Source organism: Enterobacter sp. R-25 (assembly GCF_049913205.1).
Lineage (GTDB): Bacteria > Pseudomonadota > Gammaproteobacteria > Enterobacterales > Enterobacteriaceae > Enterobacter > Enterobacter ludwigii.
In genome coordinates this window covers 1642370-1660158 of record NZ_CP183982.1, presented here as the reverse complement: position 1 = coordinate 1660158, position 17789 = coordinate 1642370, and the positions used below count along the sequence as shown (strand labels likewise).

The 17789-nt window shown below is 49.4% G+C and carries 15 protein-coding genes, 2 tRNA genes and 2 pseudogenes; 6 read left to right on the top strand and 13 right to left on the bottom strand.

Annotated elements, in window-relative coordinates; genetic code table 11:
• Positions 1–174: 174 nt before the first annotated feature.
• From hpxO to ACN9MQ_RS07790, 4 genes are all read left to right on the top strand, one after another.
• A complete protein-coding gene (gene hpxO, locus ACN9MQ_RS07805; RefSeq protein ID WP_040017096.1) occupies positions 175–1329 on the top strand; it encodes an FAD-dependent urate hydroxylase HpxO in 1155 nt (384 codons plus the stop codon).
• A 17-nt stretch (positions 1330–1346) separates the two neighbouring features.
• Positions 1347–2381 carry a molybdenum cofactor-independent xanthine hydroxylase subunit HpxD gene (gene hpxD / locus ACN9MQ_RS07800; RefSeq protein WP_032677828.1) on the top strand — a complete coding sequence of 345 codons (1035 nt, stop codon included), beginning with the start codon at positions 1347–1349 and terminating at the stop codon, positions 2379–2381.
• 12 nt (positions 2382–2393) lie between these two features.
• Positions 2394–3344 carry a PDR/VanB family oxidoreductase gene (locus tag ACN9MQ_RS07795; RefSeq protein WP_151712531.1) on the top strand — a complete coding sequence of 317 codons (951 nt, stop codon included), beginning with the start codon at positions 2394–2396 and terminating at the stop codon, positions 3342–3344.
• Positions 3345–3444: 100 nt separating this feature from the next.
• Entirely contained in the window at positions 3445–3645 is a 201-nt protein-coding gene (locus ACN9MQ_RS07790; protein WP_426021600.1) for a hypothetical protein, read from the top strand.
• Here ACN9MQ_RS07790 and ACN9MQ_RS07785 read toward each other — a convergent pair.
• The 11 genes and pseudogenes from ACN9MQ_RS07785 to ACN9MQ_RS07735 form a co-directional block, all read right to left on the bottom strand.
• Positions 3578–3823: pseudogene (locus ACN9MQ_RS07785) on the bottom strand (PAAR domain-containing protein); the annotation flags it as partial. The gene ACN9MQ_RS07790 and the pseudogene ACN9MQ_RS07785 overlap by 68 nt on opposite strands.
• Before the next feature lie 27 nt (positions 3824–3850).
• A complete protein-coding gene (locus tag ACN9MQ_RS07780) occupies positions 3851–4639 on the bottom strand; it encodes a hypothetical protein (protein ID WP_395018073.1) in 789 nt (262 codons plus the stop codon).
• Positions 4640–4687: 48 nt separating this feature from the next.
• Positions 4688–5455, bottom strand: coding sequence for a hypothetical protein (locus ACN9MQ_RS07775; protein ID WP_395018070.1), 768 nt, complete (start codon positions 5453–5455; stop codon positions 4688–4690).
• Entirely contained in the window at positions 5448–7463 is a 2016-nt protein-coding gene (locus ACN9MQ_RS07770; protein ID WP_410377371.1) for a lipase family protein, read from the bottom strand. Before ACN9MQ_RS07770 ends, ACN9MQ_RS07775 begins: the two co-directional genes overlap by 8 nt.
• 461 nt (positions 7464–7924) lie before the next feature.
• Positions 7925–10780 (bottom strand): type VI secretion system Vgr family protein, encoded by a 2856-nt coding sequence (locus tag ACN9MQ_RS07765; RefSeq protein ID WP_426262691.1) that lies wholly within the window; start codon positions 10778–10780, stop codon positions 7925–7927.
• A gap of 185 nt (positions 10781–10965) precedes the next feature.
• Positions 10966–11178, bottom strand: a complete 213-nt coding sequence (locus ACN9MQ_RS07760; protein WP_052445441.1) for a hypothetical protein — start codon at positions 11176–11178, stop codon at positions 10966–10968.
• Positions 11175–11816: a hypothetical protein gene (locus ACN9MQ_RS07755; RefSeq protein WP_251885108.1), complete on the bottom strand. Its 642-nt coding sequence runs from the start codon at positions 11814–11816 to the stop codon at positions 11175–11177. The genes ACN9MQ_RS07760 and ACN9MQ_RS07755 overlap by 4 nt, the downstream gene beginning before the upstream one ends.
• Position 11817: 1 nt before the next feature.
• Positions 11818–12278, bottom strand: a pseudogene (locus ACN9MQ_RS07750) (type VI secretion system ATPase TssH); the annotation flags it as partial.
• 997 nt (positions 12279–13275) lie between these two features.
• Positions 13276–13363 (bottom strand) — tRNA-Ser (locus tag ACN9MQ_RS07745).
• A 133-nt stretch (positions 13364–13496) separates the two neighbouring features.
• Positions 13497–13584 (bottom strand) — tRNA-Ser (locus ACN9MQ_RS07740).
• A gap of 144 nt (positions 13585–13728) precedes the next feature.
• Positions 13729–15357, bottom strand: a complete 1629-nt coding sequence (locus ACN9MQ_RS07735) for an ABC transporter substrate-binding protein (protein WP_426021267.1) — start codon at positions 15355–15357, stop codon at positions 13729–13731.
• 269 nt (positions 15358–15626) lie between these two features.
• Between ACN9MQ_RS07735 and yccA the strand changes: the two genes are divergently transcribed.
• Together yccA and tusE are read left to right on the top strand one after the other, a co-directional pair.
• The gene (gene yccA, locus ACN9MQ_RS07730; protein ID WP_014169445.1) at positions 15627–16286 is read left to right on the top strand and encodes an FtsH protease modulator YccA; all 660 of its coding nucleotides are present in this window, start codon (positions 15627–15629) and stop codon (positions 16284–16286) included.
• 88 nt (positions 16287–16374) lie between these two features.
• A complete protein-coding gene (tusE, locus tag ACN9MQ_RS07725; RefSeq protein ID WP_020884782.1) occupies positions 16375–16704 on the top strand; it encodes a sulfurtransferase TusE in 330 nt (109 codons plus the stop codon).
• Here the strand turns inward: tusE and yccX are convergent.
• Entirely contained in the window at positions 16701–16982 is a 282-nt protein-coding gene (gene yccX, locus ACN9MQ_RS07720) for an acylphosphatase (protein ID WP_050736589.1), read from the bottom strand. The genes tusE and yccX overlap by 4 nt on opposite strands.
• Positions 16983–16993: 11 nt before the next feature.
• The gene (locus tag ACN9MQ_RS07715) at positions 16994–17785 is read right to left on the bottom strand and encodes a helix-turn-helix transcriptional regulator (protein ID WP_050736588.1); all 792 of its coding nucleotides are present in this window, start codon (positions 17783–17785) and stop codon (positions 16994–16996) included.
• Positions 17786–17789: the final 4 nt, after the last annotated feature.

Below are 17789 nucleotides of genomic sequence, written 5' to 3'. Positions count from 1 at the left end.
AACAGTCGATTCCGGATCGCACAACAGGAAATTAATGATTCATAAAAAGGCATTCTCACCGCGTTTGCGCACCTTAGCAGTGCAAAACCACCCCATACAACGCGCTTTTCGCCACTCTGCAGCCTGGTACGCAAATTGCTCTTCCCTTTTTACACCCTGCAAAAGGAGAGAAGCATGAGAGCAATCGTTATTGGCGCGGGCATTGGCGGCCTGAGCGCCGCTGTAGCGCTGAAGAAGGCGGGAATCGACTGTACCGTGTTTGAGGCCGTGAAAGAGATGAAGCCCGTCGGTGCGGCCATCTCCATCTGGCCCAATGGGGTGAAATGCATGCAGCACCTCGGGATGGGCGACATCATCGAGACCTACGGCGGCCCTATGCGCTTTATGGCCTATAAGGATCACCGGCGCGGCGATACCCTCACCCGCTTTAGCCTTGCCCCGCTGGTCGAGCGCACGGGCGGTCGCCCCTGCCCCGTGTCGCGTACGGAACTGCAGCGCGAAATGCTGAACTTCTGGGGGCACGAGAACGTTCAGTTCGGCAAACGCGTTGAAAGCGTCCGTGAGGACGCGGCTGGCGTCACCGTCACCTTCACCGACGGTACTACCGCGACGGGGGATTTCCTGATTGCCGCCGATGGCAGTCACTCCGCGGTTCGCCCGTACGTGCTGGGCTATACGCCCGAGCGCCGCTACGCCGGTTACGTCAACTGGAACGGGCTGGTGAAGATTGATGAAGAGATTGCCCCTGCGCACCAGTGGACCACCTTCGTCGGCGAGGGCAAGCGCGTTTCGCTGATGCCCGTCGCCGGCGGACGCTTCTATTTCTTTTTTGATGTTCCGCTCCCCCTCGGGCTGGCGGAAGATCGCACTACCCTTCGCGCCGATCTCACGGGCTACTTCCGCGGCTGGGCGCCACCGGTGCAGAAGCTCATCGCCGCGCTGGATCCCGAGACCACCAACCGTATCGAAATCCACGACATTGAACCGTTCGACACCCTGGTGCGCGGCAACGTGGCGCTTCTTGGCGATGCCGCGCACAGCACCACGCCGGATATCGGCCAGGGCGGATGCGCGGCGATGGAGGATGCCGTGGTGCTGGGTGACTGCCTGCGCGAGAACCACAACATCGCACTGGCGTTGCGGCAGTACGAAGCGCTGCGCTGTGACCGGGTCCGCGACCTGGTGCTTAAGGCCCGTAAACGCTGTGATATCACGCATGGCAAAGACATGGCATTGACCCGGGCCTGGTACCAGGAGCTCAAAGAGGAGACCGGAGAGCGCATCATTAACGGTCTGTGCGACACCATTCAGGCCGGGCCTTTAGGCTGAACGCGAGAGGGACAACCATGAAAATACAACCGACTCCACCCGCCCATTGTACGTTTGAGCCAGAGGACTGGCTGCGTCTGGCAAAATGCTGGCATCCGGTTGCTCGCGCCTGCGACATCGGCGCGGCACCGGTCAAAGCCACCCTGCTCGACGAACAACTGGTTATCTACCGCGTCAAAGACCAGGTTGTGGTCGCCCGGGACGTTTGCCCGCACCGCGGCGTACCGCTGACGCTGGGCTTTCACGATGAACACGGGATAATCTGCCCTTATCATGGCTTACGCTTTGGTGAAGATGGACGCTGCAACCGCATTCCGTCCAGCCCTGACCAGCCGGTTCCCGCGAAGCTTAACCTGATTAACTATGCCGTGGAGGAGCGCTTTGGGTTGATCTGGACCTGCCTGGCGTTTGATCCCGATAACCCAATGCCGCTGCCCACCATGCCGCACTGGGATAACGACGGATTTCAGCAGATCAACTGCCCGGCGTTTGAAGTGAATGGCTTCGCCGGCCGTCAGGTGGAAGGCTTTCTGGACGTGGCGCATTTTGCCTGGATCCACACTGACACCTTTGCTGACCCCAATAATCCGCTGGTTCCCCATTATCAGCCCCAGGAGACGCCGTTTGGCTTTGTTGCCGATTACTGGAGCTCGGTGAGCAACTACCCCGCCAGCTCCGATGTCCAGGCCCCGGAAGGCTTCCAGTGGTTGCGTCATTTTGAAATGCATCTGCCGTTTACCGCCACGCTGACAATCCATTTTCCGGGGGAAGCCAGGCTGGTGATCATGAACGCCGCCTCGCCCGTCTCTTCACGGGTAACCCGCATGTTCGCCCCTATCGCGCGCAACTTTGACCTGCATATTCCGGTAGAGGAAGTGCACGCCTTCAATTTGCGTATTTTTGAAGAAGACCGCCTGATGGTTGAGACGCAGCGCCCGGAAAGCCTGCCGCTGGATCTGACTCTGGAAGCCCACATCCCTGCAGATAAAAGCTCGATTGCCTACCGCCGGGGGCTGAAAAAGATGGGCTTCGGCGAGTTTTTCCTGGTGTGACGGAGGAACGTGATGAGCGAAATGTTGAGCGTTATTGTCGACGGTCTCTGGCGTGAGGGGGATAAGAGTCTCGCCGTCAGGCTGGTGTCAGAATGCGGTGAAGCCCTGCCGGGCTGGCAGCCCGGGGCGCACATTGACGTGCATCTGCCCTGCGGGCTGGTTCGCCAGTATTCGCTGACCGGGGCAAGCGACAGCGAGAGCTATCTTATTTGCGTAGGACGTGAAGCCGCCTCGCGCGGCGGGTCACGCTATGTTCACGAGACGCTACGTCCGGGGCAGAAACTGCTTATCTCCTCACCGCGCAATCTGTTTGCGCTGCACAAGGCTGAACGCTTCTTGCTGCTGGCGGCAGGGATAGGCATAACGCCCTTGTATGCGATGGCCCGGCAGCTGGAGGCTTCCGGCACCCCGTTTACGCTGCACTATTACGTTAAAGAGCATGGCAACGCGGCGTTTGCACGTGAACTCAGGCAATTTAAACACGGCGAGTGTGTCATCCATACCATCAGCCCGCGCACTGCGCTGGCAGAGCACATGCCCACGCCAGCGCCCGGTTTCCACGCCTGGGTCTGCGGGCCGGCAGGCTTTATGGAGAAAGTGTATCAGGTCGCCCTCACGAGAGGCTGGGCTGAGAGCAATCTTCACAGCGAAGCATTCCAGCCCGTTATGCCCGCCGACTGTAATGAAACGGGCGAGATTTTTACAGTCAAGCTGGCATCAACCGGCGAGCGATGGCCAGTGCCGGCGGACAAAACTATCGCGCAGGTGCTGCTGGAAAACGGCGTGGCGGTACCGCTCTCCTGTGAAATGGGGATTTGCGGCGCCTGTCTGACGCCGGTTATCGACGGCGTAGTGGATCACCGGGATAGCGTGCAGTCGGAGTCAGAGAAAAGCGCGGCAGACCAGCAGGTGGCGCTGTGCTGCTCGCGAAGCCATTCAGGGGAACTGGTGATTGGGTTGTAGAACGAAAAAACCCTGCGATATTGCTATCGCAGGGTTTTGGGATTTGGCGGGATCCACGGATAGTCAAAACAAACGGCATACCGGGTTTCGGAGAAAAAGCATGTCCATAATCACCGATATCACCCCCAAAAACAGCGGAACGGACGATAAAACGATCCCTCATGACAGCATAACTGGCCTGACGCTTCATCATCCTGGCAAGCAGTGGCGCCTGCTCTGCCTGACAGGTACTGAGCACTTGAAATTACAGTACAACCGCACTGACATTTACAGCCATCGACGACAACAGCGCGACCGTTAAGTGTCCGGTGCGGTGATCCTTCCACGATAGGATTAGTTCCATGCCCATCTACCGGACAACTCACCATATCACCCACTAATGCGGCTTTTTTTCCGTCGACAGTAATGTTGGAAGAGGCGGAGATCACTTTTCCGCCGTGAGAAGTTTTGTCACCAAGCAAAACCAAGCCTTTTGTCATGTTGAATCCTCGAACAATAAATAAGAATCAATTAACGTTCATTTCATCAAGTTTTTTAAAGTCAGGTTTTATTTCTCGCGATGACACCCTTTCACCATTGGGATATACAAAAGTGAATGCCACTCCTTTTTTCTTTTCATAAGGGAACATCATCTCAACTTTCTTATCCTCATCGATTGTTGGATGGTAATTCACCCAAGCATCATTATCTTTTATAATCATACGAACATCAAAAAAGGAACTTTTCTCCCCAAACAAGTTCAGTTTATCTGATTTTGTAGAGTTCTTTTGAGTACTCCACCTTTCAAATACGGGGTAATATTTAGGAGTGTAATTGAATTTATTTCCACTTATAATTTCAAATTGCCCATTTCTAGAAGCATCAGCATCAAATGCAACCGTTACGCCCACAGCGGAGCCTGGGATGAGATCCTTTCCAAGATGAGTCGCATCTATATATTCAATACCTACATTTACTGCACTTAAAGTCCATTTGCATGAACCGCCACCAGTCATAGCAACTTTTGCTTCCCAAACATCTCCACTTCTTTGCATCATAGGGATCCCGATAACGTTATAGCTGGGTTCTGTGACAACTGAGCCATCAAATCCACTGATTCTCTTTTTCATGCATTCATACGAGATATATCTGACTTCCAGCGGGAAGGGTTTTGTATACTGAGACGGGTTTTTTACTTCAATATTGACCCACTTCGTGTCAGAAGGCGGCGAGAGTGTTTTATCCAATGCATGTGCACAGCTATTCAAAATCAATGCAGACAGACAAACAGCGATAATTTTTATCAACTTATGCATTCCTATACCCCCGGATATAACAGATACAACCATACAAGCATAAAAGAATTATTTACTTTTCATTCCTTCTACTTTATCAAAGTCAGGAAAAGTTGAACCGTCAGATACAACTGTTCCATCCGGGTATATTATAGTGGGATGAGAGTCATCCGTTTTTTTTCTTGGCTCTATATACCTAACAACTTTACTTTCATCAATCATTGGCATATATGATATCGCTGTCGCCCCCTCCGCCCTATAAGAAAAAAATCTTTCCTTTGCAAGAAAGGTTAGCTCATTTTTTTGCCTTACCAAATGCCACTCTCTTATATATGGATAATATTTCGGAGTTAACCTAACATCCCCCTTCACAAAGGTGAACTGACCATTTCTTGATGCATCGTTATCAAATGCAATCGTTGCACCTACTGCAGCTCCAGGAGCAAGGTCTTCTCCAAGATGCGTTGCATCTATATACTCAATTCCTAAATTGAACTCGCTTAATGTCCAGTCACATGACCCACCGCCTCTCATCGCAACCTTAGCAATCCAGACATCGCTTTTACCCTGCTGCTGGAGCGGGATTTTCGTTCCGTTATAGCTCGGTTCAGTGACCGACGAACCATCAAAACCACTGGTCCTGTTTTTAAGACATTTATGCGAAATGTAAGTCACCTCAAGTGGAAAAGGTTTGGTATAACGCGATGGGTTTTTAACTTCAACATTCACCCACTTCGTGTCTGAAGGCGGAGAAAGTGTTTTATCCATTGCCTGTGCGCAGCTATTCAAAATAAATGCAGACAGACAAACAGCGATAATTTTTATCAACTTATGCATTTTCCATATCCTCTTCTCCATACAAAGCAAAACGTTCCAGAGCGTTACCACCATCTTTCATTAAGAGTGTTGTGTTTAATGCCACATCAAGCCTATCTTCCAACAAGAGAAACAATTCATTTCGCTTAAGCTCAGTGTCGGGAATATATGTTTGATCTTCCGAAATTTGATCTTTAAATTTCACAATATTTTCAGCATGCTCAGTAAAGTGTTTCTTCTTACTCAGACCTTTTTTATCAATCAAACCAAGAATTTTGCTATTAATGTAAGGCATATAAGATGTCATGAAGTGCTCCCCAAAAGTTAAATCCGCTAATCTGGATGGGTTTTGCTCTTCAGGAAAATATTTACTTAAATCATGTGCCGTTAATGATTTTTTATATTCATGCTGTTTTTTCCCAGCTTCTTCAGATTCCACCTCTGCAAATGACGGTACCAGATAAAGCTTTGCTGTAATTGGTAGCGGGCCACTCAAAGTTATACATCCAACTGGTTCAGGAAAACTAATTTTACACTCTTTCCATTCTCTAAATTGCGTTGCCGTGAATAATGCAACGATTTTCCCATGATGCCAAAAACAATCCCCCCAAGATTTCAATTGATATGCCATCAATTCACCTAGGGACCAAGTCATACCTAATAATGCACCAACTGGTCCCCACAAATTGTATAACTCATTGTCAACATTAGCTTCAGGTGGAACAGCAGGAACCGGGTCATTGTCATTAACATGGCGGTAGTGAGTTATGCCGGATAACTGCTGGACAGCATTTTTTGTAAATGTCCGAGGCATTCCATATGTATAAATCTTTGGATCTAAACTTCTTAGCCTCACTGAGTGGATCAAAGCTAATGCACCGCCTAAACTATGACCGCATATAAACAATTTCAAACCACCAGCTAATTGCTCTAACTCTAGCATTTGGTCATCAAATTTACGTTCAACTCGGCAATAGCCACTCCAAAAACCATCATGAACTTTTCCAGCCGAAAGCAATTCGGCACACTCAGTTTTATCCGCATTGCATGTTTGAGTATTTACCGGAGCAAATGAAAGATCAGTTCCAACGTCATATAAACTTGCTGTGCCGCGCCATGATACTATCACTTTATCTGAGTTATAAACGTAATATAACTGAGTATCGCCATCGGCTTTGCCTGTAGTACTATTATTTTTCGGAGTGCTCCCGCCATCAGATGAAGATCCACCGGTATTTTTTGATGTATCCATAAATACCGGTGGATTATAGCGATCGCTATAGGGAACATCACATACAAGGGCATTGTAAGTATTGCTACCTTTATGAAACTTTGGTAATTGCTTTAAGTCCTGACATTGACTTATGAAAAAGCGGGTTATTGATTTTTCATCAAACACATTATCATCTACATATGCTAAGCAAGCCCCTCCGCCTAAATTTATAGCATTCGCCAGCGAATAATCTTTCTGATGATGTAAGACAAGTTCCCAAGCCCGGAACGGACATATTTCTATTACATGACGTTTTTCAAGCTGATTTGACCTTATCGTCAACCCTTTCATAACCTTGTCTGCCGGAAAATGAAATGGCGGCCACACTTCTCCTTTTCGTAGTTTAACGGAGGGAAGGGTACGGCAAAGTTCACCGATAACTGCATAGTGCCAGATATACCCTTTCTCTTCAGCTTCAGGACGCACAATAGAATCATTTTCCGCATCGCGACTAACGCGTAAGGCACGTTTTTCCATTTCCGTAGCCAGCTGATTGCCATCTAACGTCAACCTCAGTTCCAGCCCATGCGGCATATCGACTCTGATTATCCCGTCAGTATCGCTCTGATCAGAATAAGTGAATCCCTCCACCGGCCCGGTAACTGGATGAGAACTTTCCACAGTCCATGGCATATTCGCCACAGGTTCGCCCTGCTCATCAACCAGTTGAAATTCTACCCAGTAGGGTTTTTGCTTTCCAGCCGTAGCTTTTGCCTCTGTATGTGTCACGGATGTCACTAATGAACTGCCTGCCATAAATATCCCTCTTTATTCAGATGTAACAAAAATTTATGAGCCTTGTTCTCTTGTAAGATAAAATGTCCCAATCTTAATTATCTCTGACAAGAATACAGCGGCAATAAATATCACTCCAACTTTGATTGACATAGTTTTGAAGAACCATGGCAATATTGATATAGAAGGGATCATGAAGAACAGTCTGAATGGTGTTTGAAAATAAACTATCCAATTCACATACTTCCACTTTTTTAAAAGCATTACAGCAGAAAAAACAATCGACATATTAAACAGCAACGAAGATAAAAAAAGGACTAGCGAATAAAACTCTTGCTGTGGATAAATATTGCTAAAAGACAATATATCAGAAATTAAAGGAATTCGTCCCTGAGAGATATTCAGCCAGATAAATCTGACAATATAAAAGAGATCAAACACTCCCCAAAAATATAATATATAGTTCTGATTTAATCTTAACTTCATTTATTTCCCTCATAGATATCATCAGCGGTCGTTGGTTGCCAGTGCCAAGACTGACCTGTAACAGCCCAGGAATCGTCACCTTCCAAAAAAGTTTGCGTTATCTTTCGCTGTTCGCCGTAACGATGTACTACAGATTGCTGCTCCATCTCGTCTGTAGCATCAGATGGCAAAGGCTGCCATTCCTGAATCTTATCTCTTTTCGTATTCATATAGTCCTTCCCTTCAGAACCAAAAACACGCCCCTCATCTCCCATAGAGGTTAAGCGGTTGATTGCCATAATTGCAGTATTCTTCAACCCGTGATAATCATGATCAACAGTAACCCAATGCCCAGGTCCTTCATCCTTTTGCTCACGTGGAAACTCGATTTTTACATTACCCGGTGTCGAGGAGTAAAACGGTGCAGTCTTTCCTGACGAGTCAGATATTCCTTCAAGCACCTCGCCATCTGGAGAGGTTACTTTATAACTAGTGAATGGTTTGATATCCCCTGATTCAGGATCGGTAACAGTAAACGTTCCGCCATACCCCTTAAGGAAAGTAAGAGGTGGAGTATCAAGTGTTGCAGGTCCCGTTTGGTTAACATTGGCCGCTTTCAGTAAAATATTTCCCGAACATCCCAGTTCAATATTCCCGCCGCTAAGCTTTATATAAGCGCCACCACAACTTAAAACCAGCTCCTGGCTGGCATTCACCTTTACACTTCCCTGACCACTGGTGATGGTGATGTCCTGTAGCGCCGAGACATTCATGGCATCCGCCTGCGCCTGAATATCAACCTTCCCTGCCCCGGCATACATTTTGATTCCTGCAGCCTGTGCAAACAAACTTACAGCTTCGCTTGCCGCAACAGTGAATGATTGCCCGGCGCTGATATCTGTGTTTTTACCTGACATGAGGCTAATACTTGCCCCGCCTGAAGCAAGCCGGACAGCCTCAGGACTGAGAATGCCTATTCCAGCGGGAGCACTGGCCAGCAATCCCGGCATTTTTAGATATTTCAGTGAGCTGTTTAGCGTCTTTTGACTGTCGATGTCAGATACTGTCGCCTGTGCCCCTTTCGCAGCAGCCTGGAGGCTTCTTGCCAGCGTGAGTGCCTGCTCCAGTTGTTCTACAGCCCTGTCCATTTCAAGCATTTTACTGCCGACGTCAGGCTGAGCATCTGCAGTAAGCAGAATGCCCTTACCACCACGAACGCTGACCCAGTCGTTAGTGCGCAACTCTGCCCCTTCACCACGAAGAACCCTGGAAGCATTGACGTTGTGCCCTAAATTAAGTTGGGTCTTACCTCCGTATTCTGTACTGAGCTTGACGTGCTCTTCGCCGCGCTTGTCCTCCATCCGCAGTTTGTTCAGGCCAGCTGTGCGGATAACGTTGCGCGTGCTGTTGGCTTCAGTGACGTGGTCAACGTGGCGGGAGTCATGCATTGCGTGCGCTATATAAGGACGGTCCGGATCGCCTTCGTGGAATGCAATGGCGACTTCAGTACCCTGTATCAGCGGGAAGTGGAAGCCGTATTTGTCACCGCCGTAAGGTTTGGCAAAACGTACCGGCATACTTTCCATGCCCTGACGCTTGTCGTCACGGTCAGCATCAAATTTCACCCGGTACATGCCCGATGCATCCTGCCAGGCGTAGATGTCGTTATCTTTGGCGCTGGTCACTCGGGCCATCAGGGTACCGCTGACCACCGGGCGCTTTTTGGCAGCAGGCCGCCAGCAGCGGTTCTCGTAGTAAGGCATCGCTACCCATGCCACCTTCAGGGCATTCTTACGGCTGGCAGAGTAGCCAGTGCGGATAATAACAATACCGTTCTGCGTTTCGCGGGGCAGTGTTGGTGGGATAGCCATTTCGGTGATGGTCAGCACCTGCGCCGGCCCCAGGGTGTGGTCGGTGCTGCTGCCGGTTACCGTGGTCTGGGTGGACAGAAAGCGCTCATGCTCCAGGCGCGCCCAGAAGTTACCGGTTTCTGCCGCCGGCGTGATTTTATCGCCACGTTCAAGGTGACGTGGCCGGTAGTGATACACATCACCGTAAGTATTCCCCTCCCCGTCGCCGCGGGTCATGTCAGCCGGTACTGAAGTCAGGATATTCTGGGCTTCACGGTGGTTATAGTCACTGGCCGTGACAGAACGCTCCACCACGTTCTGCTGAACGTTAACGCCCCACACCGATTCGGCAGCATTATCATTCATCCCTGACGGGCTGCTGAGAGGTAGCGATTTGCCAAACGTCCAGGCGCTCTGCTTGTCAGCAAAGTGCACCACTTCAGTTTGCGTGTCCGGCTGCAGAGTGAAGAAATAGAAAATTCCCACCTCGGCCAGCAGGCGTTCGATAAACTCCAGGTCACTTTCCTGGTACTGGTTTATCTGTTCCCGTTTTGGGTAAGTTTGTTTAAGCTTGAACTCATACTCCCATCCCTTCAAACCATGCTCGCCAAGAATTTGCTCTACCACTTCCGGCACTGATTTGTTGACGAAGAAACGGTGAGTACGAAACTGATTGCCCAACAGCGCCAGAAACGGCTCCAGCACGATGCAGTACTGCGCTTCATCCACTGAACCGCCCGTACGCTCGAAATGCGTCACTACTCCGTGAACCACCTTGCGCGCCGTCAGGGAAAGCAGATTACCCGCCCCCATGGTCAGCGTCGCTGGCTTGCTCAGCATCTGCCGGGCATCAATGTTCTTGTCGGCACTGGTGAAGTTGATGGTGTACTTGTACAGTGAACTCATCGCTTCTGAGCCGCTGAAACCTTCCACGTCAATATTTGCCGCACACGACGGAATATCCAGTTGGTAACGGTTTAGCGGGGTATAGATTAAACTGCTCAGTGTATCTATCAGACTCACGCTCTTGACTCCGTGTAATATTTCTACATCCTTAATGACCAGTGACGGAAAGAAAGACAACGATATAAGGTTTAAATTATTTTATTTAGCTACTCCACCGTATAGCCACGTTGTCTCTATGCCTGTTGGTGGGATGTTGTAAATATCTTCCTGATTGATTTTCAGGGGATGACAAAACCGTAAGGTTATTCATCATAAACATATGTATAAGCAAACCGATATATAAGATAGCCTGCAAAAAATTCTGCTATCGAAAACATACCCCAGATGTATCTGGATTCGCTTGAAGATAAGAAAAAAAACCAAATAGTAAATGCAATACCAGAAACACCCAGCCCCATCCCTGCCCCGCGAATTAATCGGGAAAGGATTACCAGAAGAATCACCTTGATTTTCATAAACCTCCAAAAAAGTATTCGCATACTTTATCAAACTCGGCAGGATTTCTGTCTCCTATTTCACAAGCTGTATCAAAAGGCTTAACGATATCTTCAACAATAAAATAAAGAAGATCCAGGTCACCCAGCCGTTGGAGTTTATTGTGCAAAACAGGATTTCTGTCTTCGAGGTCTCTTGATGTATAAATTGCTCTGGATGTTTCAGCACCAACAGATAACAATAAGCCCGCCAAACTTCCTGCAAAAAAGGCTGATACACCTCTGGATACTATTGCTTCGCCCAGCTTTACCCCCGTTAGTTCAGTAAACGCCATTTTCCCCATGAACGAACCGGAAACATTTTTCACGATAGAAGATATCTTTTCGGCGTGAATGCGTGAAATAAAATCTTCGAGAGAGGTCATAATGATTTGCTCAATAACCTGATGATTAAATACACCCTTTTTAACTAATCGCGCCAGCCTGAACTTATCATCCAGATTATCTCTGCGATGCTCAGTATCAATGAAATCATACCCCAGATAGGCAAGACTGACTGGAAATGAAATAAACCCTTTTCCTATTGCCCCCCAAAAACCGGACCCATCGATATTAATGGCCTCAAGCATATCTCTGGCAATCTCTTTTGCGCTGTCCATATCACTCCCCCTCTATTACAGAGCCAGAGCGCACATCAAACTCCAGCCCGATGCCCTCTTCCTCACTCCATCTCAGAGTCAGGGAAGCGGATTTCTGCTTCGCAGCCATGTGTCTCAGCAACTGCTGACTCAGCACCGGCAGAATTTGTTGATTGAGCAGGCTGTCGACGTTACGCACGCCGGTATCCGGCAGCAGGCAGGCAGCAGTCAGAGCGTCATACAGGCTCTCTTCAATATTCGTGGACAAGCCGTCATGACGATGCAGGCGCTTGCTCACCTGAGCGAGCTTCATTTCCACAATGGTGCGCATGGCAGGCTCATGTAGCGGGCGGTAAATCACCGTCTGGAAACGGGCCAGCAGCGCCAGCTGGAAGTGGTCACATAAAATCGCAGCAGCTCCTGCAGATTGCCTTCGGTGGCGTCCGGCTGTTCATCCAGCAGTTGCATCAGGTGGTCGCTGCCGGTTTACATCATTCGATGGAAATTAACCCCCGGAATTAATAGCGGACGCATTCCATTCACCAGCATGTCGACACAATATTTATTTTTGAGTATTTGTCTGAAATGAAAAAATTTCGGATAAGACCCAATAGCCGGAGTGTAGGAACGTTCCCCACCCGATCGGAAATCAAAAAATGTAACAAAATGTTTCCCATAAAAATCCTGATAGCCAAAGATCATCTTTCTGATTTATAAGAATTTTCTTGCATACCCCTTTAACCCTTATGAAATAAGGGTGTACAGTAAGTGATCAATTTAATTTAGGGACAACTTTGTATAAAATCTCATCAATCACATGAAATATCTGATTTTGTACTTTTATCAAAAAATGAAAGGCAGAACGTGCCTGCCTGTGTGAAAAATTGGCGACATTTACTGGCCTTCACCATTTTTATTATTTATTTAAATGGGTCTTATTATTTTCATCAGAAAAACAAATATCACAGGGGATTTTTGCATGCCTCGCCCCAGTACTCGTGATATGTGCATCTCAGGTATCGTTCGAGGAGTGGGTACGACCTTGAACAACAACCTGTTCTGTGTAGTTTGAAAAATTCGGAAGGGTGTCCATCGTTCCGTAAGTTATATGCATAAGGGCGTACCTGTGAAGCTGATTCCCTTAGATCGTGTGGCTACATCCGATAACCATGAAAATGTAACCAGACGACTGAATGCTCTCACTGATGAAAACAGGCATTGCAATCGTTATGAAGATGAGATGTTTGCTATTTTCAGAAGGGAACGACTCACGTCATTAAACGACCAGAACGGGTGGATAACCCCAATGACATCATCGCTGGCATTATCCTGGAACACCAGGAGCAAGATGTAACAGATGCCGGTTACTAATCCGTCCAATGGATTCTTAGCCCCACCGACACAAGCCAGACGGCAATGGCATACTGAAAACCGACAAAAACAAAAAACCCAGGTCGCATAACGACCTGGGTTTCAAATTTGGCGGAAGCGTAGAGATTCGAACTCTAGAACCCTTTCGGGTCGCCGGTTTTCAAGACCGGTGCCTTCAACCGCTCGGCCACGCTTCCAAAGTGAGGCGCACTATAAACATCTATTAGCGCCTTGTAAAGCAGGAATTTTTCTATTTTTTTCTGCGGGTGCTATCCATGCCCCTTAAAAGCAAAAAGCCCCGCGATATGACTATCGCAGGGCTTTTATGTCTGGCGGAAGCGCAGAGATTCGAACTCTGGAACCCTTTCGGGTCGCCGGTTTTCAAGACCGGTGCCTTCAACCGCTCGGCCACACTTCCTAAGTGAGGCGAACTATAAACACCTCTCCGCATGCTGTAAAGAGTGACCGCATTCGTTCGCTTTAAAAATAGCCAAAACGCGTTTAATCGGTTGAATAGACAACGTATCGGCCATTTTATCAGCACAAAATTCAGCGTTCATGCTCAGTGTTTTTTGATATACATGTCCCTGGTGAAATAGTACCCCAGCTTGTCCGGCGTGAATCCTCCCACCCACGGTTTGACCAGGTGCGTGCGGACATAGTGATAAACCGGAATGGCAGGCACATCGCGCGCCAGCAAATCTTCCGCCTGCTGATAGAACTTACCGCGCTCTGCCGGCGTTTTGGCTTTCGCGGCGTTCACCAGCGCCTGGTCATACTCCGGATTGCTGTACTGGCTGGTGTTTTCGCTGTCACCGGTACGGAAGTTGTTCAGGAAAGTGGCAGCATCGTCGTAATCGGCAATCCAGGCGTAGCGCACTGCGTCAAAATCGTGGGTATGCATCGTATCGAGCATCGTTTTCCACTCCTGATTTTGCAGCTTCGCCTCCACCCCAAGGTTTTTCTTCCACATCGAACTGGCGGCAATCGCGATGCGCTGGTGCGATTCAGAGGTGTTATAGAGCAGGTTAAAACGCAGCGGATGGCTGGCGTTAAAGCCTGCTTCGGCCAGCAGCTTTTTCGCTTCTTCGATACGTTTATCCATCGGCCAGCTGGCATAGTCCGGATTCTGGAGCGTCACACCGCCAATATCTGGCTGGCTGATAAGCCACGCCGGACGCTGCCCCTGCCCTAATACCTTCCCGGCAATGATCTCTTTATCCAGCGCCATGTTCAGCGCCTTACGTACACGCGCGTCGTTGAACGGCGGCCGGGTGGTGTTGAATTCATAGTAATAGGTGGCAAGCTGCGGGGAGACATCCAGTTGGCTACCCAGGGTTTTCTTGAGCTGGGCAAACTGGTTGATCGGCACCGTATAAACAATATCGATTTCACCTGCTTTAAAACGGTTTACATCCGAGGCCTCGGAGGTGATCGGCAGATAGGTCACTTTATTGATAACGGTATGTGCGTTATCCCAGTAGCGAGGGTTACGCTCCGCCACGATGCGCTCGTTAACCACCCACTGCGACAGTTTATACGCTCCGCTGGTGACGATATGCTCCGGTTTGGTCCACTTATCACCAAACCGACCAATCAGCACCTTATCCACCGGCACCAGCGACGGATGGGCCAGCATGGCAAGGAATGCGGCATTAGGTTGAGTTAGCGTGACCTCAAGCGTGGTATCGTTAATGGCTTTTACACCCAGCGTATCCGGTACTTTTTTCCCCTGAGCGATATCAGCGGCGTTGACAATATGCATGTTGCCCGGATAGCTGGCATACGGTGAGGCGGTTTTGGGGTCTGTCAGACGCTGCCAGCTCCAGACCACATCCTGCGCGGTAATCGCGGTGCCGTCACTCCATGTGATGCCTGGACGCAGATGAAAAGTCCAGACGGTGTTGTCTTTGTTCTCCCATTTTTCTGCCAGCCGTGGCTGTATTTCGCCAGTCGGAGAAACGCTAACCAGCCCTTCGAAGATATCGCTGATAATATTGAATTCGACATCGCTTTCGACTTTATGCGGGTCAAGTGAGGCCGGTTCATTACCGTTGTTTCTGACCAGTTCCTGTTTATCGGCCAGCTGTGTTCCTGCTGGCACGTTAGCCGCCCAGGTCGCCGTGCTGGCGCACAGGATCCCTGCCGTTAACAAAGAGAGTGTAAAGCGCGTGCGTGCTTGTGGTTTCATTTCCTTCGCCTTATTGTCTGTTTTTTGACGATCCGGAAATAACACTTAGCGCTCAAAGTGTAATAACGCAATATTTTTCAGTAACCTATAAGAGCTTGATCTGAATAAATGAAGCAAACCGTTGTTCATTCTGCTGAAAAGGTTTTCTGAAGAATAAACAACCAGCAGTAACGCTAACGTCCTGAGTAAAGATGGGTAAAACCACTTTGAGACTGGCGCGCCGTTTCCTATTCTTTCCGCTAATTACATCTGTCATAAGAGAGTGACTCATGGATCGTATAATTACTTCTTCACGCGACCGCACATCGCTACTCAGTACCCACAAGGTGCTGCGCAATACCTATTTCATGCTCAGCCTGACGCTGGCATTCTCGGCGATGACCGCAACGGCCAGCACCGTGCTGATGCTGCCGTCACCGGGTCTGATCCTGACGCTGGTGGGGATGTATGGTCTGATGTTCCTGACCTACAAAACTGCTGATAAACCGGTGGGTATTCTGTCCGCGTTCGCCTTTACGGGTTTCCTGGGCTATATCCTGGGGCCCATCCTCAACGCCTATCTGTCCGCCGGTATGGGCGACGTGATTGGCATGGCGCTGGGCGGTACCGCGCTGGTGTTCTTCTGCTGTTCGGCCTATGTGCTGACCACCCGTAAGGACATGTCCTTCCTCGGCGGTATGCTGATGGCAGGCATCGTGGTGGTGCTGGTAGGTATGGTGGCAAACATCTTCCTGCAGCTGCCTGCCCTGCACCTGGCGATCAGCGCCGTGTTTATTCTGATTTCTTCTGGCGCAATCCTGTATGAAACCAGCAATATCATTCACGGCGGTGAGACGAACTATATCCGCGCCACCGTGAGCCTGTATGTATCGCTGTACAACATCTTTGTCAGCCTGTTGAGCATCCTGGGCTTCGCCAGCCGCGATTAATCAACAATGCTGTGAACCAGAGCCCCGCTTATGCGGGGCTTTGTTTTTTGGTACACTGCTGCGGTTTTTGACTGACGCGTGAATGACTATGTTGAGTTTTGAAGGTAAAGAGATTGAAACTGATAACGACGGTTATCTGAAAGAGAGCAGCCAGTGGAGCGAGCCGCTGGCGGAAAAAATCGCCGAAAACGAAGGTATCGCCCTCTCCCCGGAACACTGGGAAGTGGTGCGTTTTGTGCGCGAATTCTATCTCGAATTCAACACCTCACCGGCGATCCGCATGCTGGTCAAGGCGATGGCCAATAAATTCGGTGAAGAGAAAGGCAACAGCCGTTACCTGTATCGCCTGTTCCCGAAAGGCCCGGCAAAACAGGCCACCAAAATCGCCGGCCTGCCAAAACCGGTGAAATGCATTTAGTAGCGAATACCGAAGTTAACGTATTCCCGGCCGGGTTGATGGGGTTCGGTTAAAACCTTATCAACCTGCGCGCTGCGCGGCCCACCTGCTTTCAGCCACGCCACCAGCTTTTCAACCTGCTCCGCATCACCACAGGCAACCACCTCAACGCTGCCATCATCCCTGTTTCGCGCGTATCCCGTGAGCCCCAGTTGCATAGCTTCGCGCTGCGTGCTGTAACGGAATCCGACGCCCTGAACCATGCCGTGTACCCAGGCAATTGTGCAGATTTTTGACATTTTTCTACTCCTTAACGTAGCGTTTTTGGCAAACAGCCATAATGTTGCCGGAAACGGGCAGTAAAACGAGAGCTGGAAAGATAACCACATTGTAATGCGATTTCGCCAATAGGTAACCGGGTTGACTGTAAGTGTGACAGCGCAACGGCCATCCTCACCTCCTCAACAAGCTGGCGAAAACTCTGCGACTCTTCGCGTAACCGTCTGCGTAGCGTCGGCACGCTCAATGCCAGGCGGCTGGCAACATCCTGTGCAGTCCAGGCCCTGGCGGGCGACAGCATGATGAACTGCCGCACCTGCTCGGACAGGTGGCTATTACGCTCTATAAGCAACGGCCCTGCGACGCCGTCATGAAGCAATGCCAGCAAAAGGCCGAAAGCCTGATGCTTTTGTAACGCCTCCGGTAAATCCTGACGCACGGCATGCAGCAGGTTACTCCACATAAATGCCAGCCCCTCACTCAGGGGAGCACAGAGGGAATGTAATTCTGTGCGCGGCCAGGATTTCAGGTAATGCGTTTTAAACTCCGCCAGAAGCTCCGGTGACAACATCAATAAGTCAGAGCGAAAGAGACCATTCGCGGGTTGATTTATGATCTCCAGCGGCGTATTGGCGGGAATAATGATCAGCGACGCTTTCGTCGCCACCAGGCGGTTATCGTCCTGAACAATCACTTTACTGCCGTGAGTGATATGGCAAATGGCAGGAAGAAAGAGTTTAACCTGGTGCAGGTGATGCATTTTACTGGCGCTCACTTCACCGGCCGTCAAATGTTTATGTTGAAACTGGACTCCCTGCACCATGCCA